The sequence below is a fragment of the Rhizobium leguminosarum genome, assembly GCF_010668065.1.
Taxonomy (GTDB): domain Bacteria; phylum Pseudomonadota; class Alphaproteobacteria; order Rhizobiales; family Rhizobiaceae; genus Rhizobium; species Rhizobium leguminosarum_S.
This window is the reverse complement of record NZ_WUEN01000012.1, coordinates 113199-134919: the sequence shown is the minus strand read 5'-3', so window position 1 is coordinate 134919 and position 21721 is coordinate 113199. Positions and strand designations below refer to the sequence as shown.

The window sequence follows — 21721 nt, the reverse complement described above, 5'->3', positions numbered from 1 at the left end:
CGCTTCCCTCGAAATATCATGGTTAAAACCGTCTTAATCGATTAAATTCCATTTAATCGTTTAAAGTGTTTAAGCCACTGATTTACACGCCTTTTGTCTTATGCAATGCATCTTCTTGCCCCGAAGCCTTACCACGAACAGAGGAGACTTCCGATGCAGACGCCCGCCAATAGCCAAACCACCATTCCCCAGCATGTCGTCGACCAGATGGAAAACGAATGGCGCCAGGTTCGCCCTGAACGGGAAAATACGCGCCCGGCCCAGCAGCCTCAACAGCAACGCTGAAATAGACGCAAAACGCTACCGATGTAAGCTCGAGCGCCGCGCAGCGCCCGATCAATGCCCCGGCCAGTCACTCGTGGCCGGGTGAATTTTTTCATAGGTACAATAAACGTCCCAGCGGTTTGCCCCCTCATCACATCACCGCCCCTCATCGCATCACAGAATCAAACCGTTTCGCCAGCGTGTCCAAGAACCGGGTGAAAACCATCCTGTCATCAAGCGCACGCGACAGCACCAACGCGCCCTGAATACCCGCGACGCCCTCCTCGGCGAGCGTTTGCGCCTCCCCCTCAGAGCAGCCTGCCCGCATCAGCGCTGACCGCAAGGCGTCGATCCAGCGAATGAAATAATTGCCGATCTCTGCCGAAAACCGTTCGCGGGTCTCGTCAAGCGCGAAGGCACCGACGAGGCAGATGCGACGGCCGGAGCGGAAGTAATCGTTCACATTCGTCCACATTGCCGCGATCGCCTCACGGGCGTCGTCCTTTCTCAGCGGCTGATAGATCGCATGTTCGAACCAGCCATCGACATCGGCGAGCACGGCGCCCGCCATCTCCTGCTTGCCGCCGGGGAAGAAGTGGTAAAGGCTGCCCTTGCCGATGCCGGTGCGTTCGGTGATGCGGCTGAGCGACGTGCCCTCATAGCCGAGCTCGCGGAAGATTTCGGCGAGCAACGGCACGATGTCGGCGCGTTCGTAAACGGTCTTCACCCGCGGCTTCCTTGGCTTGTTTAGAGGCCGAGCTCGGTCAGACCGGGATGCTCGTCCGGCCGCCGGCCGAGCGGCCAATGGTACTTGCGCTCCGACTCCCGGATCGGCAGGTCGTTGATGCAGGCGAAGCGGCGCTGCATCAAACCGGCGGCGTCGAATTCCCAGTTCTCGTTGCCATAGGAGCGGAACCAGTTGCCGCTGTCATCGTGCCATTCATAGGCGAAGCGCACGGCGATGCGATGATCGGTGAAGGCCCAGATCTCCTTGATCAACCGGTAATCCAGTTCCTTTGCCCATTTGCGGGTGAGGAAGGCGACAATCTCGGCACGGCCGGTGATGAATTCGGCGCGATTCCGCCAGCGGCTGTCCGGCGTATAGACGAGCGAGACGCGCTCGGGATCACGGCTGTTCCAGCCGTCCTCGGCAAGACGGACTTTCTGGGTGGCGGTCTCAAGGGTAAAAGGCGGGACGAGGCTGGACATAGGTTCTCCGGGCGCTCCTGTACTCAATGGTTATCATTGTACTGATCAGTACAATGATTGGCAAGCCGGTTCGGCGCGGTATTTCTCAAAGGCCGGGAGGCAGGCTCCACCGCAGCGGCAGGGCATCCGGGCGAAGCACGATCTCTTCGGGCGTGAAACGCCACAGCCTTTCCGCCCGTTGAAAGCTGGCGACCTCGGGCGAATCCAGCAGCACCTCGACCCTGCCCGTCATCTGCAACACGTCGCCGGTTTCGAAATCGATGAAGACCAGCCCCGCCTTCGGATTGACGAGGAAATTGCCCAGCGTGTTGAAAAACCGATTGCCGGGAAAGTCTGGAACGGTCAGCACGCCGTCGGCGCCGACACGCACGAAGCCGGCATTGCCGCCGCGATGGGACACGTCCACCTGCCGCTCGCCGTTCTCCCGGTCGACATAGGAGGCGACAAAGAAGGTATCCGCACCCTCAATCATCTCTAGCGCCCGATCGTCGAGTTGGCCAGAGTGTAGCGGCGGCATCGCTGTGGGCACATCGGGATCGCGGACGAAGGCGGAAGAGCGAAGCTGGATATATTGCGGGCAATTGCCGAAGCTCTGGCCGACGTGCACCTGGAAAGCTCCAGGATCCGTCCTGCGGATCACGCCGTTCAGCCGGTTGCGCCGCCGCGTCTCGAGCTGGATGCCGAGCATTCCGATTGCGTCGCCATCCTCCATGCCGGCATCGGCAGGATCGGCCGCGTCGCGCGGCAGGCGGACATCGAGAATCTCCGGCTCCGGTGAGACCATGAAACCCGGGCGCTCGGCCCTGACCGTTGCCCAGACATCGCCCTTCGCATCGACGGCGCCGAGCACGACGAAAGGCAGCATCGGAAAGAAGGCGCGATGCTGCTCCGGCATGGCCTTGCGGACGAAATTACGGCCCGGCCCGTCCATGCGTTCGGCGACACCGACGCTGCGCTGCATGGCGAGTTCACCCTTATGCCAGGGCGATGTGGCGTCCTGTCTTGTCTGTTCCAGCATCACGGCCTCCTTCAGGGCAGCATTTGGGGGAACCGGGACAGCGTCCCTGCCCCGGTGGTTTCTCACGCGGCAAGGCCGATCTTGGTCTTGCGAAAGCCGACGAAACCCGGCAGCGCCTCGATGCGCGCAAGCCAGGCACGAACGCTTGGATAGGCCGAGATATCGACATTGCCCTCCGGCGCATTGGCGATGTAGCTGTAGAGTGCCACGTCGGCGATCACAGGATTGTCGCCGAGCAGGAAGCTGCGGTTGTCCAGTTCTGCCTCGATCAGCGCCAGAATGCGGTGCGCCCGGGCGATCACCTCGTCGGTGCGGAAATCGGCGCCGAAGACGGTGACCAGGCGCGCAGCACAAGGCCCATAGGCGATCTCGCCCGCTGCGACCGAAAGCCATTTCTGTATCCGCGCCGCGGCCACCGCCTCTTCCGGCAGCCAGTCGGTGCGGCCGTATTTGCGCGCGAGATAGACGAGGATGGCGGAGGAATCGGCAATGACCGTGCCATTGTCGTCGAGCACCGGCACCTGGCCAAAGGGATTGAGCTTCAGAAAGTCCGGCGCCTTGTGAGCGCCAGCCGCCAGGTCGACCTCGACCAGTTCATAGGGTACGCCAAGCAGCGACAGGAACAGGTGAGCCCGGTGGGCATGGCCGGAAAGCGGGTGGTGATAGAGTTTCATGATGGTTCCTCTGGTCTTCGAATCGACGGGACGCGGTTGGCGATGGCCGCTTCGAACCATCTGCGGTGTAATTTACTGCCTTCCATATGACTGCAGTAGAATGCTAATCTGGAAGGCATGCTACCAATTCATGGAAGGATAGAATGGACCGCCTCGACGCCATGACCGTGCTTCTTGCCGTTGTCGAACAGGGCAGCCTGTCGGCCGCCTCACGGCATCTGCGATCGCCGCTCGCAACCGTCAGCCGCAAGGTTTCGGAACTGGAAGCACATCTCAACGCTCAGCTGCTGCAACGGAGCAACCGGAAGATCACGCTGACGGAAGCCGGCCGCTCCTACGTCGAGGCGGCGCGGGAGATTCTCGATCGGGTGGAAGAGGCGGAACGGACGGCAGCCGGTGAATACAGCGCCCCGAAGGGCGAGTTGACGATGACCGCACCGATCGTCTTCGGTCGGCTGCATGTCCTGCCCGTCGTGGTGGATTTCCTGAAAGCCTATCCCGATATCAATCTGCGGCTGATGCTTGGCGACCGGCTGTCGAACCTCATCGAGGATCATATCGACGTGGCGCTGAGGATCGGCAACCTGCCGGACAGCAACCTGATCGCCACAAGGCTCGGCGCGATCCGCCGTACGGTCTATGCCAGCCCGGATTATCTGACGCGGCACGCCCTGCCCCGGCATCCAGGCGATCTTGCCGGGCATGACTGCGTCACCTTCGAGGGTATGGCCTCGATGCTGAGTTGGACATTCATCGAGGGGAAACATGATCTCGCCGTGCCGATCCGCTCGCGGCTCGCGGTCAACACAGCCGAGGCCGCGGTCGATGCGGCCGTCGCCGGCCTCGGCATCACCCGGGTGCTTTCCTACCAGGCCGCACGCGCCGAGATGGCCGGGTTGCTGGTGCCGCTGCTCCAAGATTTCGAACCGCCGCCGGCCCCGGTGCATCTCGTCTATCCCGCGCAGGGACTGGTGCCCCTGAAACTGCGGGCGCTGCTCGATTTCGCGACGCCGCGCCTGCGCGCGACGCTAAACAAGTCCTAAAGCGCGTGGCGATCTTTCAGATTCGCCCTCGCGCTTTAGGTCTTTGTTTTTACGCATGTCGTTTGCGCAAAACCGCTGCACAGTTTTGCGCGACATGCTTTAGGCAAGCTTACCCTCTTCCGCCTTGTAGAAATACTGGCTGGCCACCAGCCAGCCCTTCAGCGGCCGCAGCGGCGGAATGCAGGTGGCGAGCATGAAGGGACCGGTGACCAGAAGCTGCACCCAGATCGGCGCCGAAAAGGCCACCTCCAGCCAGACGCCGAGCAGCACGCTCGGGATGCAGGCGAAGCAGATGACGAAGAAGGCCGGACCGTCGGCCGGATCGGCGAAGGAATAATCCAGACCGCAGACCTCGCATTCCGGCTGCAACGTCAGGAAGCCCTTGAACATATGGCCCTGGCCGCAGCGCGGGCAGCGTCCCTTGATGCCGGTCTGCATCGGAGGAAGTGGGGGATATTCCGTGTCCATGACGATCTCGCTTTCTTGCTCCGCAAATATTGATACGATCAATAGCTGCAATGACTGCATGCAATATAATTACATTATAGGGAAATTACCAGTCAATTCGCCAGAATGCCGCAGAGCTCCCCAGCGCATGCCGGCAGCAAGCTGACTGCAGATTTTCAAGCAGCATTTGGGGGCGCAGCCAGGGCGGATCAGACGTGAACGTGACGGTTACGCTTCGCCCATGCCCGGATAGATCTGGGCACGACCGATCTGATCTCGACCGCCTCCGGCTTTCGTCCGTGTCTGATCAGCCCGGAGCTGGGTTCCGCGTCAGAAGAACGACGCCGCCATTTCCGGCGGGCCTTCCAGCGCATGGGCCATGAATTCCAGTGCGCCCTGCAGTTTCTCCCGGGTGATCGGTCCGCCAAGGCAGACACGCACGGCCTCGGGTGCCGTGCCCTCGACCGTGAAGGCATCGCTTGCGACGACGCCGATGCCGGAAGAGCGGGTATGGCTGCCGAAGGTGGAGCGGGTCCAGCCGTTGGAGAGCGGCAGCCAGATGTTGAAACTGATCGGATCGGCGCGGTAGCTGCCGGCCGGCAGAATGGCGGCGACCATTTGCTGGCGGGCGGCGGCCTCGGCACGGATGAAACGCAGGATCGTATCGGCGGTGCCGTCCTCGATCCAGCGGGTGGCGAGCGCCACGGTCAGTGGCGAGGCCATGACATTGTTGGCGCGCATGGCGCTGACGAAGGGCCACACGGCCTTGCTATCAGGCGCTACGACATAGGCAAGTCGCAGACCCGCGCCGATGCATTTCGCCAGTCCGCCGATATGCCAGGTCAGATCGGGCGCTGTTGCGGCGAGCGGCGCCGGGCCATGCTGCGGAATGAAGCCATAGGCATCGTCCTCGACGATCGGCACGTGATATTTGCGGGCAACGGCGCAGATCTCCTCGCGGCGCCTGGCCGGAATGGTCAGCGTCGTCGGGTTCTGCAGCGTCGGATTGAGATAGAGCGCCTTCGGCTTCAATCTCTCGCAGGCCTCGGCAAAGGCGTCCGGCAGGATACCGTCCTCGTCCATCGGCAGGCCGGCCAGATTGAGCCGCAGCTGGGCGGCGATCGAGCGCATGCCGGGATAAGTGATGATTTCCGAAAGCACGGTTTCGCCCGGCTTTGCCAGCAGGCCGAAGATCGCCAGCAGGGCCGGATGGGCGCCGGGTGTGACGAAGATGCGTTCCTGCGAGGGCACCAGCCCGCGACGGCTGAGCCAGGAGGCGGCAGCCTCCTTGTCCATGCTGGAGCCGCCGAAGCCCTGGTAGCGCAGAAGCGGAATGAGGTTCGCCGTCACCGCCGACATGCCCTCGCGCATGCGGGCGATCAGCTCCGGGTCGTCCGTTTCCGGCGGCATGTTCATCGAGAAATCGACGATGGAGGCGCGGCGGGGATCGGGCGCGGCGTCGGGCGCGAATCCCTGGCGCTCCTTGTCCGCGCCACCGGTGACGAAGGTGCCTCGACCGACATGCGAATCGACAAGCCCGCGCTTCTGCGCCTCGACATAACCTCTCGCCACCGTCGTGAAATCGACATTCAGCCGCTTGGCGAGTTCACGTTGCGGCGGCAGCCGGTCCCCAACCACCAGATGCCCGCTGCGCAGATCCATTTCGATCACATCGGCGATCGCCATATAACGCGGACTGCTGCTGCGGCTGAGATCGGGATGCCAGTCTTTCATGTCGTGATCCGTGTCGGTCTGATTCCTGATGAGATTGACCGTATATTGTTGCACACTGCCGCTGTCACGAAAAATGTCGCGCGCCAAGTCCGGAGAACGACGCAGGACGGATTGTCGCCGGACTTGACTGCTATCTGCGCAAATACAATCCGGCACGGCGACCGCGCTGTCGCAGGCCGATTTCGGCAGCGTGTGCGCCAATGACGTGCTGACGATCCGCTCGGCTTGCCGATCGGGCTTTCACCCGCCCGGGTGAGGCGCGAGGACGGCAAGACATCAGCAGCGTCTTCATCGCGCATTGACGACGGTTTGCCGCGCGCTATGGCTTCAGGCGTAGGCCGCGAAAGCGTCAATCCCGGTCAGCCTTGCCGACAAGATCCACAGGCGTGCCGCCTCCTCGGCATCGGCTGCATGGTCGCTGACGCCGCCGGGTTCTCCAGCCGTTGCGCGGATGGCGATATCGCAGTCCTCGCAATAGAGGCCTCCCATACCGTCGAGTTGCGGCGAGGTCGCCGCCCAAACCTGCGTGGCGGCCCCCTGGGCTGGTGTCTTGAATGTCGGATCAATCGGATTGCCGTCTGCATCGATCCAGCCGGCACTGACCATTTCCTCCTGTGCGAGATAGCGCTGCAAGGGGGTAAGGATCTTGCCCGGGTGCAGCGAGAAGGCGCGGATGCCGGTGTCGCGCCCGAGCCTGTCCAGATGCACGGCGAAAAGTGCGTTGGCGGTCTTCGACTGGCCGTAGGCCCGCCATTTGTCGTAACCGGTGTCGAATTGCACATCCTCCCATCGTATGGCCGAGTTGTGATGGCCACCGGAGGAAACCGAAACGATGCGAGTGCCGCGCGAGATCGCCGGCCAAAGGCGGTTGACCAAGGCGAAATGGCCGAGATGATTGGTCGCGAACTGTGCCTCCCATCCGTCGCCGACACGCGTTTCCGGGCAGGCCATGATGCCGGCGCTGTTGATCAGAATGTCGATGCTGCGGCCAGATGCGACGAACCGCTCGGCAAAGGCGCGAACGCTTTCGAGGTCGGAAAGGTCGAGCCGATCGATCTCTACTCCATCGATACCGGCGACCGCGCTACGCGCCGCCTCGATGCTCCTTGCGCCGATGGTCACCTTCGCGCCGGCGCCCGCCAGAGCGCGCGTGGTCTCGAGCCCGAGGCCGGAATGGCCGCCGGTGACGATGGCGCGCTTGCCGGAAAGATCGAGACCGGCCAGAACCTCGCCGGCCGTCGTGTGGGCTCCAAATCCGGAGCGGATGGGGACTTGTTTGTCACTCATGATAATTACCTTTGTTCTGCGGCGCGTTGCCGTCGCTCGGGATGACGGTCGCGAGAATAAGGCGTGGCCTCCAGACGATCCATGCGCTAAAGTCCGGCATCTCTTCGCCATCGTCCGGATTTCTACATGGACCCGTTATCCGATGTTCTCGCATTGCTCAAACCGCGCAGCTATGTTTCCGCGGGGCTTGACGCTGGCGGTGCTTGGGCGATCGATTTTCCGCCCCCTGACGGCATCAAGTTCAACGCAGTGATTTCAGGCGCGTGCTGGCTGAGCGTCGATGGCGTCCCCGAAGCTGTCCGCCTGGAGGAAAGCGACTGCTTTCTGCTGACGAGCCGCCGAGCTTTTCGTCTCGCCAGCGATCCGGCTCTCGAAGCGATCCCGTCCGATGCGATCTATTCGATCGCCCGCGACGGCATTGCGACTTGCAATGGCGGCGGCGATTTCTTCCTGATCGGCAGCCGTTTTTCCTTTTCGGGAGGAAATTCGGACATCCTTCTCGGAATCCTGCCGCCGATCGTCCATGTGAAGAGGGATTCCGATCACGCCGCCGTGCTGCGCTGGTGCCTCGATCGGATGACGCGCGAATTGCGCGACCAGCAGCCAGGTGGCTTTCTGATGGCGGAGCATTTTGCTCATGTCATGCTCATGCAGGTGTTGCGCCTCCATATCGCATCGCCGAATGCGCGCGGCGTCGGCTGGCTTTTCGCGCTTACCGACCGGCGGATCGGTGCGGCTATCGGTGCCCTGCATGCCGATCCAGCCCGCAAGTGGACGCTGCAGTCGCTGGCTGAACGTGCCTCGATGTCGCGGTCCAGTTTTGCTCTCCACTTCAAGGAAAAGGTCGGGCTTGCGCCGATGGATTATCTGACGCGCTGGCGCATGCTTCTCGCAGGTGACCGATTGACAAGCTCGGCCGAAGCAATTGCCGGTGTCGCCCTGTCGCTCGGTTATGAATCCGAAAGCGCATTCAGCACCGCTTTCAAGAGAGTGATGGGATGCTCGCCGCGGCAATATGGTCGCGCTCAGCCGCCCGCCATTGCCATGCGAGATAGTCTCGGCGCTCAGTGAAACCTTGATTGGTGCAGGCATCGGAGGGAGGTCGCGCGTTGGCCTGCCGAAATTCCCTCCGATACGGTCTTGCACCCGCCGTTCATTCTCTTACCTATTCAAGGAAGAATGCGCCGGCGCCCATCGGGATGAAAGCATGAATATCGATCCGATTTTGCGGTCAGTCGTGGCCGTCCGTTCCTCCATTCCGGAAGATGCCTTCACGGCGGAGACGCTGGGCACTGTCCGGGAAGGCAGCGGCGTAGTCATTCGCGACAACGGGCTGGTGCTGACCATCGGTTATCTCATCACCGAAGCCGAAGAAGTCTGGTTGACGACCCATGACGGACGCGTGGTTCCCGCGCATGCGCTTGCCTATGATCAGGAAAGCGGCTTCGGCCTGGTCCAGGCGCTTGGGCCCCTGAATGCGCCGGCGGTGGATCTCGGCGACGCGGCGACGGCCAAGGCCGGCGATCCCGTCGTGCTGGCCGATGGCATCGGAGAATTCGTCGAGGCAAATATCGTCGCCCGGCAGGAGTTTGCCGGCTATTGGGAATATCTGCTCGACGAGGCGATTTTCACGGCACCAGCCCATCCCTCATGGGGTGGCGCGGCGCTGATCGGTTCGGACGGCAAGCTTCTCGGCATCGGTTCGCTTCGCCTGCAGATGAGCCATGGCGACGAGGTTGCCGATATCAACATGGTCGTGCCGATCGACCTTTTGCCGCCGATCCTAGACGATCTCTTGAACCGCGGCCAGGTCAACAGACCGCCACGGCCGTGGCTCGGCGCCTTCTCCGCCGAAAGCAATGGTGGCGTGGTGGTCATGAGCGTGGCCGAAGGCGGTCCGGCCGCCCAAGCGGGCCTACGTCAGGGCGACATCATTTCGGAGATCCGCGACGAAGAGGTCGATGGCCTGGCCGATTTCTATCGCAAGATCTGGAGCAGCGGCCCCGCCGGCGCCGAGATTCCCATGCGGATCCTTAGGAACGGCCGGGAAGCCTGGCTGCGCGTCAAATCCGCAGACCGCAACAGCTTTCTCAGAAAGCCACAGCTGCAGTAAGGTGGCGCCAGCGTCGTGAAAGCCGCTGGCGCTCATTCGAGCGGATTGTTCGGGCCTCCTTATCCCGCCTCAAAGATTTTCGGGTGTGATCGTCAGGAAGCGCACCGGTTCGGCGCTGACCTCCACCTCGATGAGACCCAGCCTGTTCAAGGCAAGATCTATCGATCGCCTCGCCTGCACCTCCGGCGCCTGGTCGAGCACGATCGACATGATGCCGCGGCGGAGATAATCCTGCGTCTCTCCCGTCAACTCGTGGCCGACCCAGAACGGCCGCCTAGCCTTGTTGGCCGCGAGCACCCTGGCAACACCCTTGTTGTCGCCGCCCGCACTATAGACGCCGATGATGCCGGGTTCGCGCCGGAGGGCCGTTTGCAGCAGTTCCATGGCATTGTGCTCATCATCAAGGTCGAACATGACCTCGACGAAACGATGTTCGTTTGAACCCTCATTCGAAGCATTCTCCGAGAGATAGCTGGAGAAGCCGCGGATCCGCTCCTTATGGTTCTCATAGGCGCCGCTGTGGCAGAGAGCGACGAACGAACCGGGACGCTGCGCCAGCATGCCCGACATGTAGTGAGCCGCGGTGCGTCCGGCAGCATAGTTGTCGATGCCGACATAGGGCAGTTCGGGGGCCGGACGGGTCATGATCTGGACGACGGGAATGCCGAGACCGGCCGCCTTGCGCACACTGGTGACGACATCGGCATGGTCGGGCGCAACCACGATCAGCGCCGAACGGCGTGCCGTCGGGTTGGCGATATAGCGAGCGAATTGCGCCGGCTCGTTCTCGCGGACGAAGGTGCGGTGAACGACAATGCTGTCGTCGAGTGAGGCGGCAATGCGCTCGAACGCCCGGTTCAGGCGCGAATAGAAGCTGGTCTCCGGGCGAACGAGGATTACCTCTATGCGGATCAGACCGCGATGGGCGACCGGCAGGCTTGACCGGTATTCAAGCTGTCTTGCCGCCAGGAAGACTTTCTCCACCGTCTCCGGCCGCACGCCGCCGCGGCCGTTGAGGACGCGCTCGACGGTCGCTGTGCCAACGCCGGCTTGGCTTGCGACATCCTTCAAAGTCACCTTCATCAGGCTCACCCACTCCCAAAGCTGACACAGCAAAGCATCGGCCTGCCGTGAGGTCAATGATCAAATTTGATCAAGGAAGCATTGGAGCATGGGGGCGCCGCAGCCGTATCGTGCCAGCAATCCGGGAGGAGCACCGGACGTCCGAAACAACCGAGATCAAGGATCATCCGCCGGCACGAAGCGGCCGGGGATGACGGAGGAGCCAGATGAAGATCGCACTCGACCCGCATATGCACCGTCACCTCAACCTGCGCGACCTCTGCCGCAAGGCGGCGGAGCTCGGCTACGAGCATATCGAGCTTTCACCGCGCGACGATTTTCTGCCCTGGTGGGTGCGCCCGCGGGCACACAAGGAACGCATCGCGGAATTCAAGTCGGCCCTGAAGGATCACGGCGTCCAGCTGGCTTCGATCCTGCCGATGTATCGCTGGGCGAGCCCTCATGAGGACGAGCGGCAGGCAGCGGTGCGCTACTGGAAGGAAGCGATCGCGATTTCGGCCGAGATGGGCTGCGATACGATGAACTCGGAATTCGGCCGCGGGCCGTCGCCGGATCGCAGCCACCGCGCCAGCTGCTGCGGCGGCATGCATACCCACGAGCACAGCGAAGCCGCCTGGTGGCGCTCGATCGAAGAGCTCGTCCCGGTGTTCGAGCGCGAGGGCGTCACGCTCAACATGGAACCGCATCCGGAAGACTGGTGCGAGACGCTGCATCCAGCGATCGACATGCTGAAGACCATCGGCTCGAAGAACGTCAAATTCCTCTATTGCGCGCCGCATACCTTCTATTTCGGTGACGACATGGCGCGTATGATCCGCGATGCCGGCCCGCTGATCGCCCATGTGCATGTGGCCGATACCTATAATCACAAGGCGTCGTCAGGGCTGCGCTACATCATCAATCCGCCGGGCGCCAAGGTCACCATCCATCAGCACATGGATATGTACCAGGGCGAGATCAATTGGGATCTCTTCTTCTCCTCGCTCGCTGCGGTCGGGTTCGACGGGATCATCACCGCCTGCGTCTTCGGTTGGGAGGAGCGCGCCGATGATTCCGGCCGCTTCATGCGCTCCGAAATCCAGAAATATGTCGACAAATACTGGCCCGGGAAACTTGGCTGATCGTCAACATCCGCCCGGCACCACCACTTTTCAGGAATGAAACCGTGACCATCACGATTACGACAGCCCCCTGCTGCTGGGGCGTGGACGACGTCAACAATCCAAATCTTCCCGCCTGGGAGCGCGTCTTCGACGAGGCGGCGGCGGCCGGCTATGGCGGCCTCGAACTCGGACCATACGGCTACGTGCCGCTCGATGATGCGCTCGTTGCAAAGGCGCTCGCCGAGCGCAATCTCTTCATCGTTGCCGGCACGATCTTCGACGATCTCGTCTCGCCTGAAAATCGGGAGACATTGCTGCGGCAGACGGAGGAAATCTGCGCCGTCATCACCAGGCTGCCGCAGCCGGAACAGGTGGCGGGCCAGCGGTTCAGGACCCCCTATCTCACGGTCATGGACTGGGGCCACGACGAGCGCGACTATACCGCCGGCCATTCGGATCGTGCGCCGCGTCTCGACGACAAGGCCTGGGCCGGGATGGTCGCCAATATCATGGCGATTGCGGAACTCGCGGCGCGCAAATACGGCGTGCGCGCCGTCATCCACCCGCATGCGGGCGGCTATATCGAATTCGCCGATGAGATCGAGCGGGTGGCAGGCGACGTTCCGCAGGAGATCGCCGGCTTCTGCCTCGACACCGGCCATAGCTATTATGCCGGCATGGATCCCGTGGAGATGCTTCGCCGCTATGCCGACAGGCTGGACTACGTCCACTTCAAGGACATCGACCAGACCGTCTTCGACCGTGTGCTTGGCGAGAAGATCCGCTTCTTCGAGGCCTGCGGACAGGGCGTCATGTGCCCGATCGGCCGCGGCGTCATCGATTATCCCGCCGTCAGGCGGACGCTCGAGGAGATCGGCTATCACGGCTTCATCACCGTCGAGCAGGAGCGCAATCCGCTCAATGTCGCCGGCAGCCTCGAAGACGTGAAGCAAAGCCGCGACTATCTCAGGTCGGTCGGTTTTTAGGGAAAAGATGATGACGCATGACAGGAGAAAGCCGATCCGCTGGGGCATGGTCGGCGGCGGCAGAGGCAGCCAGATCGGCTATATTCATCGCTCGGCGGCGCATCGCGACGACGTTTTTGCCCTTGCGGCGGGCGCCTTCGATATCGATCCGGAACGCGGCCGCGCCTTCGGCGTCGATCTCGGGCTCGACGAAGCCAGGAGCTACCGGGACTATGCGGCGATGTTTGCGGCTGAAGCCGGGCGGGCCGACGGCATCGAGGCGGTGTCGATCGCAACGCCCAACAATACCCATTTCGCGATCTGCAAGGCAGCACTCGAACATGATCTGCATGTGATCTGCGAAAAGCCGCTCTGCTTCACGATCGCCGAAGCCGAAGAACTGAAGGCGCTTTCTAAAGTGCGCGGCCGGATCGTCGGCGTGACCTATGGTTATGCCGGCCACCAGATGATCGAGCAGGCGCGCGCCATGGTCAGGAATGGCGATCTCGGCGAGATCCGCATCGTCAACCTGCAATTTGCCCATGGCTTCCATAGTGCTGCGGTGGAGGAGCAGAACCCCGCGACGCGGTGGCGCGTCGATCCGAAATTCGCAGGTCCCAGCTATGTCCTCGGCGACGTCGGGACCCACCCGCTTTATATCGCCAAGGTCATCCTGCCGCATCTGAAGATCAGGCGACTGCTCTGCACCCGCCAGAGCTTCGTCAAAAGCCGAGCGCCGCTCGAAGACAATGCGGTGACCCTGATGGAATATGATAATGGCGCGATCGCCACCATCTGGTCGAGCGCCGTCAATGCCGGCTCCATGCACGGCCAGAAGATCCGCATCGTCGGCTCGAAGGCCAGCATCGAATGGTGGGACGAGCGGCCGAACCAGCTGTCTTACGAGATCCAGGGCGAACCGGCCCGCATTCTCGAGCGTGGCATGGACTATCTCTATCCCGAGGCCAGAATCGACGACCGGATCGGCGGCGGTCACCCGGAAGGTCTCTTCGAAGCCTGGGCGAACCTCTATCGCCGCTTCGGCTTTGCCATCAACAATGAGCGCGGCCTCGCCCCTGCGGGCATCGAAGACCTCGTCTTTCCCGATGTCGATGCCGGACTGGAAGGCGTGCGCTGGGTCGAAAACTGCGTACGGTCCGCCGACGCAGGCGGAGTCTGGCTGGACTATCGCTAAAGCGCGTCGCGATCTTTCAGATTCGCTCCTCGCGCTTTAGGTCTTTGTTTTTACGCATGCCGTTGTCGCAAAACCGCTGCACACTTTTGCGCGACATGCTTTAGGTCGTGAACTGCGGTGCGGCGCTGTGCTCAGATAAGCTGGTCGTCGTCTTCAGCCGCCCGCGGCGCGCGGCGAGGCGTGCTGTCGTTGGCGGCTTTCTTGGGCCCCTCGGCGGCTGCCTCAGGGACTTTCTTGACGCTTTCGCCGCCGGCGTCTTCTGCGGCTGGCTTCGGGTCGCTCTTTTTCACGAAACGGATCATGGGTCATTTCCTGCTTCAACAGTGGGAGCGCTCCGCACATATATCGGAGCGCTCTGGAAAAACGGTGTCAGACGGCAAGCGCTGTGGCGCAGCCTTGAACACTTCGGCTATCGGCTGAAGTCTGGCCGGGCATAGTCGCCCAACCGCCGGCCTCAACGAACTGACGCTGCTTGTAGCCTTCGGTAATCGCCTTGAACTCGATCAATTTAGCGCTCGCATCCGGCGCCGCCTTGAATCGCTCGACGCAAATGGCCGACGCCAGTTCTCCGCGTGCGGTGTCGCCGGCAGCGGCTGCCGCTTTGCTTGATGTGCCGCCTGTGACCCAACCTCCCCAGCTGAAGCCGATGATCATCGTGGCGATCGCCGTGACGACGCAGGCCCAGGCGAGAAGCGTCTTGGACGGCTGGTAACTGTCGAAACGCTGGGTAATCGATGTCTTGCTGCTGCTCTGTACGGACATTGGAATTCTCCCTGTCTGTTATTCGGGTTGTGCCGTCCGGCGACGCCGGACCGGGTCAAGCTGGCCTCAGTATCCCATAGCGCCCATGCCGCCATTTCCGGCAGCAGGCGCAGAATCTTTCGCGGGAATGTCGGCGATCATCACCTCGGCGGTGATCAGCAGCGCCGCGATCGAACCGGCGTCCTGCAGAGCGGTGCGCACGACCTTGGCAGGATCGACGATGCCGGCCTCGATCATATCGACATAGGTCTCCGTCTGTGCGTCGAAGCCCTGATTGTGATCATTGCTGTCGGCGAGTTTGCCGACGACGATGGAGCCTTCGAACCCGGCATTGTCGGCGATCTGCCGGATCGGGGCTTCGAGCGCCCTGAGCACGATCGAGATGCCCGCCGTCACGTCGGCGTTCTCCCCGGTCAGGCCCATGAGCGCCGACTTGGCGCGCAACAGTGCCACGCCGCCGCCGGGCACGATGCCCTCTTCGACCGCCGCACGGGTGGCATTCAGCGCATCGTCGATGCGGTCCTTCTTTTCCTTGACCTCCGTCTCAGTCGCGCCGCCGACGCGGATGACCGCAACGCCGCCGGCGAGTTTCGCCAGGCGTTCCTGCAGTTTTTCCTTGTCGTAATCGGAGGTGGTGTCCTCGATCTGCGCCTTGATCTGCTGGATGCGCGCCTGGATGGCCGCTTTGTCGCCGGAGCCGTCGATGATCGTGGTGCTTTCCTTCTCGATCAGCACGCGTTTGGCGTGGCCGAGCATATCGAGCGTGACGTTCTCGAGCTTGATGCCGAGATCCTCAGAAATCATCTGGCCGGCGGTCAGCACGGCAATGTCTTCGAGCATCGCCTTGCGGCGATCGCCGAAGCCCGGCGCCTTGACGGCTGCGACCTTCAGGCCGCCGCGCAGCTTGTTGACGACAAGCGTCGCCAGCGCCTCGCCTTCGACGTCCTCCGAGATGAGGAGCAGCGGTTTGCCGGTCTGTACGACGGCTTCCAGGATCGGCAGCAGCGCCTGCAGGCTGCCGAGTTTCTTCTCGTGAACGAGGATATAGGGCTCCTCCAGTTCCACACGCATCTTCTCGGCATTGGTGACGAAATAGGGCGAGAGATATCCACGATCGAACTGCATGCCCTCGACGACATCGAGTTCGGTCTCGGCGGTTCGCGCCTCTTCGACTGTTATGACGCCCTCATTGCCGACCTTGTCCATCGCCCTGGCGATCATCTCGCCGATGGTGGCGTCGCCATTGGCGGCAATGGTGCCGACCTGGGCGATCTCGCCTGACGATTTGACCTTCATCGCCCGCGCCTTGATTTCCTTGACGACGGCGATAACACCGAGATCGATGCCGCGCCTGAGATCCATGGGATTCATGCCGGCAGCGACGAGCTTTGCGCCTTCGCGGAAGATGGAGGCGGCGAGCACTGTTGCCGTCGTCGTGCCGTCGCCGGCAAGATCATTGGTCTTCGAAGCCACCTCGCGCACCATTTGCGCGCCCATGTTCTCGAACTTGTCTTCGAGCTCGATCTCCTTGGCGACGCTGACGCCGTCCTTGGTGATGCGCGGTGCGCCATAGGCCTTGTCGATGACGACGTTGCGACCTTTCGGGCCAAGCGTCACCTTGACGGCATTGTTGAGCAATTCGACGCCGCGCAGCAGGCGGTCGCGCGCGTCGGTGGAGAATCTGATTTCCTTGGCAGACATGATATTTCTTCCCAGTTCGCTCTTGAGTTGCGGGTCACAAATTCGACCCTCAGGCGGCTTTGTCGGCAGCCGCTTCGGTCTTTTCGACGATGCCCATGATGTCGGTCTCCTTCATGATCAGAAGGGTTTCGCCATCGATCGTGACCTCGGTCCCCGACCATTTTCCAAACAGAATGAGATCGCCGACCTCGACATCGAGCGGGACGAGATTACCGCCTTTGTCGCGCAGGCCCGGGCCGACTGCGACCACTTCGCCTTGCTGCGGCTTCTCCTTGACGGTGTCTGGAATGATGATCCCGCCCTTGGATTTGACATCGCCTTCCGCACGCCGAATGACGACGCGGTCGTGAAGTGAACGGAATTTCATAGAGGTCTTTCTGCTACCGGCGCGTAGGGCGGCTGCAATTCATAAATAGCACCCGTGGCACTCGATTGATAGGAGTGCCAAGAAATATTGTTCACGCAGGGAATTTCTTTAAAAATTCAGGAAATCAATTTGAGCGGATATTTTGTAATAATCAGCAAATGAATAGAATTTTTACGCCATCGCGCTCAATTTTATTTAAGGTCTCGTCGAGTTAATTTAGCGTTTTTCATAGATAAATCCGAATTATCTTGATTTAAACTCAATCGAGGCGCAATGATAGGCCTCGTCGATTTGGCCGACTTGGCTTCGCGGTGTCAGAGACCTACGACCCGCCATCACCACTGAATTTTCGATAGCAATCTATGACGTCGTTCCGGCGTTGATTTCGTCTATTCCGATCCGGAATGAGCTTGGCGCTGACCGCGGATGTACCGGCAGCCTCGAGTTCGTCCGGGTCGGATCTCAACGATACAGGAAACGTATCGGTGTCTTCCTGCGGAGGCCTCAGCCGTGACCAGTCGCACCACACAAACCGTCGTCCGCTTTTCATCCCCATTCCGCCTGCCCGGTTTCGACGGGGCGCAGCCAGCCGGAGAATACCGCGTCGATTATGACGAGGAATTGATCGATAGCGTTTCCAGGCTTGCCTGGCTAAGGGTCGGCGCCTTCATCCACCTGCCGGCGATCGCCGCGCAGAGTTCGACGCAGCAGATGATGCCTATCCACCTGTCAGATCTCGAAACCGCGCTCGAAAAGGACCACAAACCGTCATGACCGCTACGCGCATCCCGCAACGCAATGGACGCTCGATCAGGCGCGAGGCAGCAACTCATATCTTCAAAGTGGGGCAGACTGTCCGAGTGAAGGACGGGTTCCTGGTTGTTCCCTCCAAGCTCCCCGACACATACCGCATTACCGCCACGCTGCCTCTCAGGGGAAATATGCTGCAATACCGCATCCGCAGTGACGATGAACGTCATGAGCGGGTCGCGACGGAAGACAGCCTGGAACTGGTAAACCTATCGCCCGCCGGCAGCGGCGCAACACTGATCGAGAGGACGTTTGGCCATGGCCACGGCCCGAATGACGAAAGGTTGACATCGTGAACAGCCATGAAGACGAAGCCGAACGAAGACGGAATGTCTTTGCCGTCCACACATGGGAAGCGCCCGGCCGCTACTCCATGGAGATCGAACACGACCGCCGGATCGAATCCGCCCGTTCGTGGACCGTCTATCGTGCATCTTCAAGCGGTCCCGTGCACGCCGACCATGCCATGATCGGCAAGAGCCGTTCGCAGGCCGGGAAAGACATGATGTCCTTCAATCTCCTCAACATAGGATACCGGAAGGAATGGCTGAGGCTGTCGGGCGCCGCTCGGAGTGCTCGCAAGGTCCCGCCGGTCCAACCATGGCGCTAGCCTTCCTGAACCAAAGCCGTAGCTTCGATGCGGCGAGAAATGCTGTGCGCTTCGTCGGCCATGACGGCATGTTCCAGGTGTTGTTCTTCATCGAGGTTGGCGCTCTGGCGAAATCCGACACCACATTGCAAAGAACCGAGCCTTCGGAAACGAGGTGGCTTTCGTCGTTCGACGCCCTGCGCAACTCCATTCAGGACGTGGCACACAAAGCCTATTCCTACCGCCGCCGCGCCTTCTATACTCTAACTGCGGCGGATTTCCGCTAGGCGGATCCGGACGCGCGGGAACGCTCCATGTTGATCCGTTACGGCTATGAAATCACGCTGACCTGCCCGCAGCCGACCGCATTGGTATGTCTGTTGTCGGTTCATGATGATCGTGCGGCCGACATCAGAATTCCGGAAACGGTCTTCACCACGCCCGATGTTCCCACATCGACTTATCGCGATCTCTTCGGCAACCGCTGTCTTCGGCTGGTTGCCCCGGCGGGCGACCTGACCATATGGGGCGATGCGACGATCGAAGACGACGGCAAACCGGACAGCTATCTGCCAGGCGCCAGCGAAGTCCCGGTTTCGGAGTTGCCGGACGATTGCCTTAACTACCTGATGGGCAGCCGCTATTGCGAAACGGACCGCCTCAGCCAGATTGCGTGGGATATGTTCGGCACGGTCTCACCCGGCTGGGGCCGCGTTCAGGCGATTTGCGACTTCGTCCACGGCCATATCCAATTCGACTACATGCAGGCGCGATCGACGCGGACAGCCTTCGAGGCGTTCCACGAACGTATCGGCGTCTGTCGCGACTTCGCGCATCTCGCGGTGGCGTTGTGCCGCTGCCTCAACATTCCAGCACGATATGTCAACGGCCACCTCGGCGACATCGGTGTTCCCGTCGTCGACCCGATGGACTTCAGCGCCTGGATCGAGGTCTTCCTCGACGGTGCATGGCATACATTCGATCCGCGCAACAACACGCCGCGGATCGGTCGCATCATCGTCGCACGCGGGCGCGACGCCGCCGACATACCGCTCATCAATTCCTTCGGACCGCATGTGCTGAAGGCGTTTCGAGTCTGGACCTATGAGGTGACGAACCTGCAGCAGATGCAAAGCGTCGCCGAGGGTGCTGTTTAGAACGAGACCTGGGCAGGATGCGGCACGCCCAGCCTCAGGCTGCCGCAGGCAGGACTGCCTGTCCGTTTCCGGTTCATAGCAGCCGCCCACAGCAGCGCCGAGCCGAACTGCGCCCTCCCCCCAAAATCACGTGACAGCGTCGCTCGCCTTGTCTTAACTGAGACATTGCCGGTTCGGGGCCGACTCGCGCCGGAAGTCGGCGTCGATGTCTTCGAGTGGAGGGCCGCTTCAGATGAAAAACCTTGTCATAGGCGCGGCCGGAATGGTCGGCCGCAAGCTGGTGGCTGAACCGGGCAATTTCGATGCGAGCCGGGCGCAGGCGCTCGGCTTCAGCGCTGAAACATCCTTCGACGAGATCATTCGCGTGCATATCGAGGACGGGCTCGAAGGCCGCCTGCCGGAGCTTTCCTGACATGCTGCTTGGGGCGATTGCCGATGATTTCACCGGCGCCAGCGATCTTGCCAACACGCTTGCGAGAGGCGGCATGTCGACCGTGCAGTTCGTCGGCACCGGCCGCGGCAAGACGGATTGCGAGGCCGGCGTCGTCGCGCTGAAGACGCGCTCGGCGTCGGTCGACGATGCGGTGCGCCAGTCGCTGGAGGCGGCGCGCTGGCTGCTCGAGCAGGGATGCGAGCAGATCGTCTTCAAATATTGCTCGACCTTCGATTCGACGCCTTCAGGCAATATCGGGCCGGTGGCCGAAGCGCTGCTGCGCCTCACCGGCACCGGCGTCGCCGTCGTCTGCCCGGCCTTTCCGGCGACCGGCCGGCGGCTTTTCATGGGACATCTCTTCGTCGGCGATCGGCTGCTCAGCGAATCCGGCATGCAGAACCATCCGTTGACGCCGATGACCGATCCCGACATCCGCCGCTGGCTGCGGCAGCAGACGAAGGGCGAGATCGGCAGCATTACGCTCGACGTGGTGCGCTCTGGCGCTGCGGCCTTGCGCAACGGCCTGCGCGCCGAACTCACCGCCGGCCACCGTCTCGTCGTCGTCGACGCCATCGAGGACGGCGACCTGACGACGATCGCGGCCGCGGTCGCCGACCACAAGCTGGTGACCGGCGGCTCGGGCATTGCGCAGGGCCTGCCGCAGAATTTCCGCAACCAGGGCAAGCTCTCGGGTATGGCGGCCGAAGTTCCCCCGGTCGACGGTCCTGGTGTCGTGATCTGCGGCTCCTGCTCCACGACATCGCAGAACCAGGTCGCCTGTCACCTGCAGAACCATCCGGGGCTGGCGATCGATCCGGCGGTGCTGATGCGCGGCTCGATGTCGGTGGAGCGCGCGGCACGCTGGGTGGAGGCGAATGCCGCCGAAAATCCGATCGTCTATTCGACGGCTGCTCCTGAAGTGGTGAACTTCGTGCAGCAGCGATTCGGGCGCGAGAACGTGGCTGGAAAAATCGAGACCTTCTTTGGCGGGCTGGCGCGGCGGCTCGCCGATGCCGGCATGCGGCAGATCGTCGTCGGCGGCGGAGAAACCTCCGGCGCGGTGGTGGAAGCGCTCGGTCTCAAAAACATGATGATCGGGCCGGAGATCGATCCCGGCGTGCCGGTTCTTGTGGCCGATCGCGCAGGGCCCCTCGGGCTTGCGCTGAAGAGCGGCAATTTCGGAGCCCCCGATTTCTTCGCCAAGGCGCTGGACAGGATCGCCGGCCATGAATGAGCGCGCAGGCCACTGACGACGCGCCCGTTCGCTGACTTAGGACGGCGATTGAAAGATGTTGTCATCGTGCCATCTTGGGGGTGAGAGAGCTCACACCGGGGGTGAGAGAGCTCACACCGGGGATGAGCAGAGAAGGAGTTCGCAGTCCATGTTCGATCATATCTCCATCGGCGTAAAAGACCTGGAAAGAGCCCGCCGTTTCTACGATGCGGCGCTGGCGCCTCTCGGATATGAGCGCCTGTCCAATTCCGACACCACGATCGGTTACGGCCCGGACACGGTCGGGCTCTGGCTGATGCAGGTCGAGCAGCCTGTTGTTGCCGACATGCGATCCGGGCTGCATTTCTGCTTCGTCGCGCCGAACGAGGCCGCGGTCGATGCCTTTCACGCGGCGGCCGTCGCCTCCGGCGGCACGGATAATGGTGAACCGGGTGTGCGGCCGGATTACGGGCGCTTCTATTATGCCGCCTTCATCATCGACCCGGACGGCTACCGCCTCGAAGCGTATTTTCACAAAGGCGAGCTATAACGGA

At 61.9% G+C, this 21721-nt stretch carries 26 protein-coding genes and 1 pseudogene; 15 read left to right on the top strand and 12 right to left on the bottom strand.

All coding sequences use genetic code 11. The annotated features are described in order from the left end of the window. Window positions 1-153: 153 nt before the first annotated feature. Window positions 154-285, top strand: a complete 132-nt coding sequence (locus tag GR198_RS36165; protein ID WP_003546730.1) for a hypothetical protein — start codon at window positions 154-156, stop codon at window positions 283-285. A gap of 145 nt (window positions 286-430) precedes the next feature. On the opposite strand, the gene GR198_RS27190 is transcribed toward GR198_RS36165, so the two are convergent. The 4 genes from GR198_RS27190 to GR198_RS27175 form a co-directional block, all read right to left on the bottom strand. Further along, window positions 431-991: a TetR/AcrR family transcriptional regulator gene (locus GR198_RS27190; protein WP_164023106.1), complete on the bottom strand. Its 561-nt coding sequence runs from the start codon at window positions 989-991 to the stop codon at window positions 431-433. 20 nt (window positions 992-1011) lie between these two features. Continuing rightward, a complete protein-coding gene (locus GR198_RS27185; RefSeq protein ID WP_017959680.1) occupies window positions 1012-1473 on the bottom strand; it encodes a nuclear transport factor 2 family protein in 462 nt (153 codons plus the stop codon). An 85-nt stretch (window positions 1474-1558) separates the two neighbouring features. Further along, a complete protein-coding gene (locus GR198_RS27180) occupies window positions 1559-2491 on the bottom strand; it encodes a pyridoxamine 5'-phosphate oxidase family protein (protein ID WP_164023107.1) in 933 nt (310 codons plus the stop codon). Between the two features lie 62 nt (window positions 2492-2553). Beyond that, window positions 2554-3165: a glutathione S-transferase family protein gene (locus GR198_RS27175; RefSeq protein ID WP_077976281.1), complete on the bottom strand. Its 612-nt coding sequence runs from the start codon at window positions 3163-3165 to the stop codon at window positions 2554-2556. Window positions 3166-3308: 143 nt separating this feature from the next. Here GR198_RS27175 and GR198_RS27170 point away from each other — a divergent pair, with 143 nt between their 5' ends. Further along, window positions 3309-4208: a LysR family transcriptional regulator gene (locus tag GR198_RS27170; protein ID WP_164023108.1), complete on the top strand. Its 900-nt coding sequence runs from the start codon at window positions 3309-3311 to the stop codon at window positions 4206-4208. Between the two features lie 99 nt (window positions 4209-4307). On the opposite strand, the gene GR198_RS27165 is transcribed toward GR198_RS27170, so the two are convergent. From GR198_RS27165 to GR198_RS27155, 3 genes are all read right to left on the bottom strand, one after another. Next, window positions 4308-4676, bottom strand: a complete 369-nt coding sequence (locus GR198_RS27165; protein ID WP_027665144.1) for a DUF983 domain-containing protein — start codon at window positions 4674-4676, stop codon at window positions 4308-4310. 309 nt (window positions 4677-4985) lie between these two features. Beyond that, window positions 4986-6389 carry an aminotransferase-like domain-containing protein gene (locus tag GR198_RS27160; RefSeq protein WP_011651124.1) on the bottom strand — a complete coding sequence of 468 codons (1404 nt, stop codon included), beginning with the start codon at window positions 6387-6389 and terminating at the stop codon, window positions 4986-4988. A gap of 327 nt (window positions 6390-6716) precedes the next feature. After that, window positions 6717-7676 (bottom strand): SDR family NAD(P)-dependent oxidoreductase, encoded by a 960-nt coding sequence (locus GR198_RS27155; protein ID WP_164023109.1) that lies wholly within the window; start codon window positions 7674-7676, stop codon window positions 6717-6719. 126 nt (window positions 7677-7802) lie between these two features. Here GR198_RS27155 and GR198_RS27150 point away from each other — a divergent pair, with 126 nt between their 5' ends. Together GR198_RS27150 and GR198_RS27145 are read left to right on the top strand one after the other, a co-directional pair. After that, on the top strand, window positions 7803-8747 hold the full coding sequence (locus GR198_RS27150; RefSeq protein ID WP_164023110.1) for an AraC family transcriptional regulator: 945 nt from the start codon (window positions 7803-7805) through the stop codon (window positions 8745-8747). A 136-nt stretch (window positions 8748-8883) separates the two neighbouring features. Beyond that, window positions 8884-9789, top strand: a complete 906-nt coding sequence (locus tag GR198_RS27145) for a S1C family serine protease (protein ID WP_029875269.1) — start codon at window positions 8884-8886, stop codon at window positions 9787-9789. A 69-nt stretch (window positions 9790-9858) separates the two neighbouring features. Here the strand turns inward: GR198_RS27145 and GR198_RS27140 are convergent, their stop codons facing one another. After that, entirely contained in the window at window positions 9859-10872 is a 1014-nt protein-coding gene (locus GR198_RS27140; RefSeq protein WP_164023111.1) for a LacI family DNA-binding transcriptional regulator, read from the bottom strand. A 206-nt stretch (window positions 10873-11078) separates the two neighbouring features. On the opposite strand from GR198_RS27140, the gene GR198_RS27135 reads away from it, so the two are divergent. The 3 genes from GR198_RS27135 to GR198_RS27125 are packed head-to-tail and all read left to right on the top strand — an operon-like array spanning window position 11079 to window position 14135. Further along, complete coding sequence (locus tag GR198_RS27135) at window positions 11079-11993, top strand: sugar phosphate isomerase/epimerase family protein (RefSeq protein WP_164023112.1); 915 nt, start codon at window positions 11079-11081, stop codon at window positions 11991-11993. Window positions 11994-12037: 44 nt separating this feature from the next. Next, a complete protein-coding gene (locus GR198_RS27130) occupies window positions 12038-12961 on the top strand; it encodes a TIM barrel protein (RefSeq protein ID WP_164023113.1) in 924 nt (307 codons plus the stop codon). 7 nt (window positions 12962-12968) lie between these two features. Continuing rightward, window positions 12969-14135 carry a Gfo/Idh/MocA family protein gene (locus GR198_RS27125; RefSeq protein WP_164023114.1) on the top strand — a complete coding sequence of 389 codons (1167 nt, stop codon included), beginning with the start codon at window positions 12969-12971 and terminating at the stop codon, window positions 14133-14135. 131 nt (window positions 14136-14266) lie between these two features. On the opposite strand, the gene GR198_RS35550 is transcribed toward GR198_RS27125, so the two are convergent. From GR198_RS35550 to GR198_RS27110, 4 genes are all read right to left on the bottom strand, one after another. Next, on the bottom strand, window positions 14267-14437 hold the full coding sequence (locus GR198_RS35550; protein WP_204328502.1) for a hypothetical protein: 171 nt from the start codon (window positions 14435-14437) through the stop codon (window positions 14267-14269). A gap of 67 nt (window positions 14438-14504) precedes the next feature. Beyond that, on the bottom strand, window positions 14505-14897 hold the full coding sequence (locus tag GR198_RS27120) for a hypothetical protein (protein WP_003546705.1): 393 nt from the start codon (window positions 14895-14897) through the stop codon (window positions 14505-14507). Window positions 14898-14963: 66 nt separating this feature from the next. Next, on the bottom strand, window positions 14964-16598 hold the full coding sequence (gene groL, locus GR198_RS27115) for a chaperonin GroEL (protein WP_164023115.1): 1635 nt from the start codon (window positions 16596-16598) through the stop codon (window positions 14964-14966). Between the two features lie 49 nt (window positions 16599-16647). Further along, the gene (locus GR198_RS27110) at window positions 16648-16965 is read right to left on the bottom strand and encodes a co-chaperone GroES (protein ID WP_003546699.1); all 318 of its coding nucleotides are present in this window, start codon (window positions 16963-16965) and stop codon (window positions 16648-16650) included. A 510-nt stretch (window positions 16966-17475) separates the two neighbouring features. Here GR198_RS27110 and GR198_RS35960 point away from each other — a divergent pair. From GR198_RS35960 to GR198_RS27070, 8 genes and pseudogenes are all read left to right on the top strand, one after another. Further along, a complete protein-coding gene (locus tag GR198_RS35960) occupies window positions 17476-17739 on the top strand; it encodes a hypothetical protein (protein WP_003546697.1) in 264 nt (87 codons plus the stop codon). After that, a complete protein-coding gene (locus GR198_RS27100; RefSeq protein ID WP_028741524.1) occupies window positions 17736-18071 on the top strand; it encodes a hypothetical protein in 336 nt (111 codons plus the stop codon). The genes GR198_RS35960 and GR198_RS27100 overlap by 4 nt, the downstream gene beginning before the upstream one ends. Further along, the gene (locus GR198_RS27095) at window positions 18068-18385 is read left to right on the top strand and encodes a hypothetical protein (RefSeq protein WP_164023116.1); all 318 of its coding nucleotides are present in this window, start codon (window positions 18068-18070) and stop codon (window positions 18383-18385) included. Before GR198_RS27100 ends, GR198_RS27095 begins: the two co-directional genes overlap by 4 nt. After that, window positions 18376-18651 carry a DUF1488 domain-containing protein gene (locus GR198_RS27090; protein WP_003546691.1) on the top strand — a complete coding sequence of 92 codons (276 nt, stop codon included), beginning with the start codon at window positions 18376-18378 and terminating at the stop codon, window positions 18649-18651. Before GR198_RS27095 ends, GR198_RS27090 begins: the two co-directional genes overlap by 10 nt. 27 nt (window positions 18652-18678) lie before the next feature. Further along, complete coding sequence (locus GR198_RS27085; protein WP_164023117.1) at window positions 18679-19521, top strand: transglutaminase-like domain-containing protein; 843 nt, start codon at window positions 18679-18681, stop codon at window positions 19519-19521. A gap of 289 nt (window positions 19522-19810) precedes the next feature. Then, window positions 19811-19933, top strand: a pseudogene (locus tag GR198_RS27080) (D-erythronate dehydrogenase); the annotation flags it as partial. A gap of 1 nt (window position 19934) precedes the next feature. After that, entirely contained in the window at window positions 19935-21188 is a 1254-nt protein-coding gene (otnK, locus tag GR198_RS27075; protein WP_164023118.1) for a 3-oxo-tetronate kinase, read from the top strand. Between the two features lie 148 nt (window positions 21189-21336). Further along, window positions 21337-21717 carry a VOC family protein gene (locus GR198_RS27070; RefSeq protein ID WP_164023119.1) on the top strand — a complete coding sequence of 127 codons (381 nt, stop codon included), beginning with the start codon at window positions 21337-21339 and terminating at the stop codon, window positions 21715-21717. The last annotated feature ends 4 nt before the right edge of the window (window positions 21718-21721 follow it).

What these genes read in the sequence shown, in the direction of transcription:
- GR198_RS36165 (WP_003546730.1), top strand. Translation starts at nt 154, where the DNA reads ATGCAGACGCCCGCCAATAGCCAAACCACCATTCCCCAGCATGTCGTC.
- GR198_RS27185 (WP_017959680.1), bottom strand. Translation starts at nt 1,473, where the DNA reads ATGTCCAGCCTCGTCCCGCCTTTTACCCTTGAGACCGCCACCCAGAAA.
- GR198_RS27180 (WP_164023107.1), bottom strand. Translation starts at nt 2,491, where the DNA reads ATGCTGGAACAGACAAGACAGGACGCCACATCGCCCTGGCATAAGGGT.
- GR198_RS27175 (WP_077976281.1), bottom strand. Translation starts at nt 3,165, where the DNA reads ATGAAACTCTATCACCACCCGCTTTCCGGCCATGCCCACCGGGCTCAC.
- GR198_RS27170 (WP_164023108.1), top strand. Translation starts at nt 3,309, where the DNA reads ATGGACCGCCTCGACGCCATGACCGTGCTTCTTGCCGTTGTCGAACAG.
- GR198_RS27165 (WP_027665144.1), bottom strand. Translation starts at nt 4,676, where the DNA reads ATGGACACGGAATATCCCCCACTTCCTCCGATGCAGACCGGCATCAAG.
- GR198_RS27160 (WP_011651124.1), bottom strand. Translation starts at nt 6,389, where the DNA reads ATGAAAGACTGGCATCCCGATCTCAGCCGCAGCAGCAGTCCGCGTTAT.
- GR198_RS27155 (WP_164023109.1), bottom strand. Translation starts at nt 7,676, where the DNA reads ATGAGTGACAAACAAGTCCCCATCCGCTCCGGATTTGGAGCCCACACG.
- GR198_RS27150 (WP_164023110.1), top strand. Translation starts at nt 7,803, where the DNA reads ATGGACCCGTTATCCGATGTTCTCGCATTGCTCAAACCGCGCAGCTAT.
- GR198_RS27145 (WP_029875269.1), top strand. Translation starts at nt 8,884, where the DNA reads ATGAATATCGATCCGATTTTGCGGTCAGTCGTGGCCGTCCGTTCCTCC.
- GR198_RS27140 (WP_164023111.1), bottom strand. Translation starts at nt 10,872, where the DNA reads ATGAAGGTGACTTTGAAGGATGTCGCAAGCCAAGCCGGCGTTGGCACA.
- GR198_RS27135 (WP_164023112.1), top strand. Translation starts at nt 11,079, where the DNA reads ATGAAGATCGCACTCGACCCGCATATGCACCGTCACCTCAACCTGCGC.
- GR198_RS27125 (WP_164023114.1), top strand. Translation starts at nt 12,969, where the DNA reads ATGATGACGCATGACAGGAGAAAGCCGATCCGCTGGGGCATGGTCGGC.
- GR198_RS35550 (WP_204328502.1), bottom strand. Translation starts at nt 14,437, where the DNA reads ATGATCCGTTTCGTGAAAAAGAGCGACCCGAAGCCAGCCGCAGAAGAC.
- GR198_RS27120 (WP_003546705.1), bottom strand. Translation starts at nt 14,897, where the DNA reads ATGTCCGTACAGAGCAGCAGCAAGACATCGATTACCCAGCGTTTCGAC.
- groL (WP_164023115.1), bottom strand. Translation starts at nt 16,598, where the DNA reads ATGTCTGCCAAGGAAATCAGATTCTCCACCGACGCGCGCGACCGCCTG.
- GR198_RS27110 (WP_003546699.1), bottom strand. Translation starts at nt 16,965, where the DNA reads ATGAAATTCCGTTCACTTCACGACCGCGTCGTCATTCGGCGTGCGGAA.
- GR198_RS27100 (WP_028741524.1), top strand. Translation starts at nt 17,736, where the DNA reads ATGACCGCTACGCGCATCCCGCAACGCAATGGACGCTCGATCAGGCGC.
- GR198_RS27090 (WP_003546691.1), top strand. Translation starts at nt 18,376, where the DNA reads ATGGCGCTAGCCTTCCTGAACCAAAGCCGTAGCTTCGATGCGGCGAGA.
- GR198_RS27085 (WP_164023117.1), top strand. Translation starts at nt 18,679, where the DNA reads ATGTTGATCCGTTACGGCTATGAAATCACGCTGACCTGCCCGCAGCCG.
- otnK (WP_164023118.1), top strand. Translation starts at nt 19,935, where the DNA reads ATGCTGCTTGGGGCGATTGCCGATGATTTCACCGGCGCCAGCGATCTT.
- GR198_RS27070 (WP_164023119.1), top strand. Translation starts at nt 21,337, where the DNA reads ATGTTCGATCATATCTCCATCGGCGTAAAAGACCTGGAAAGAGCCCGC.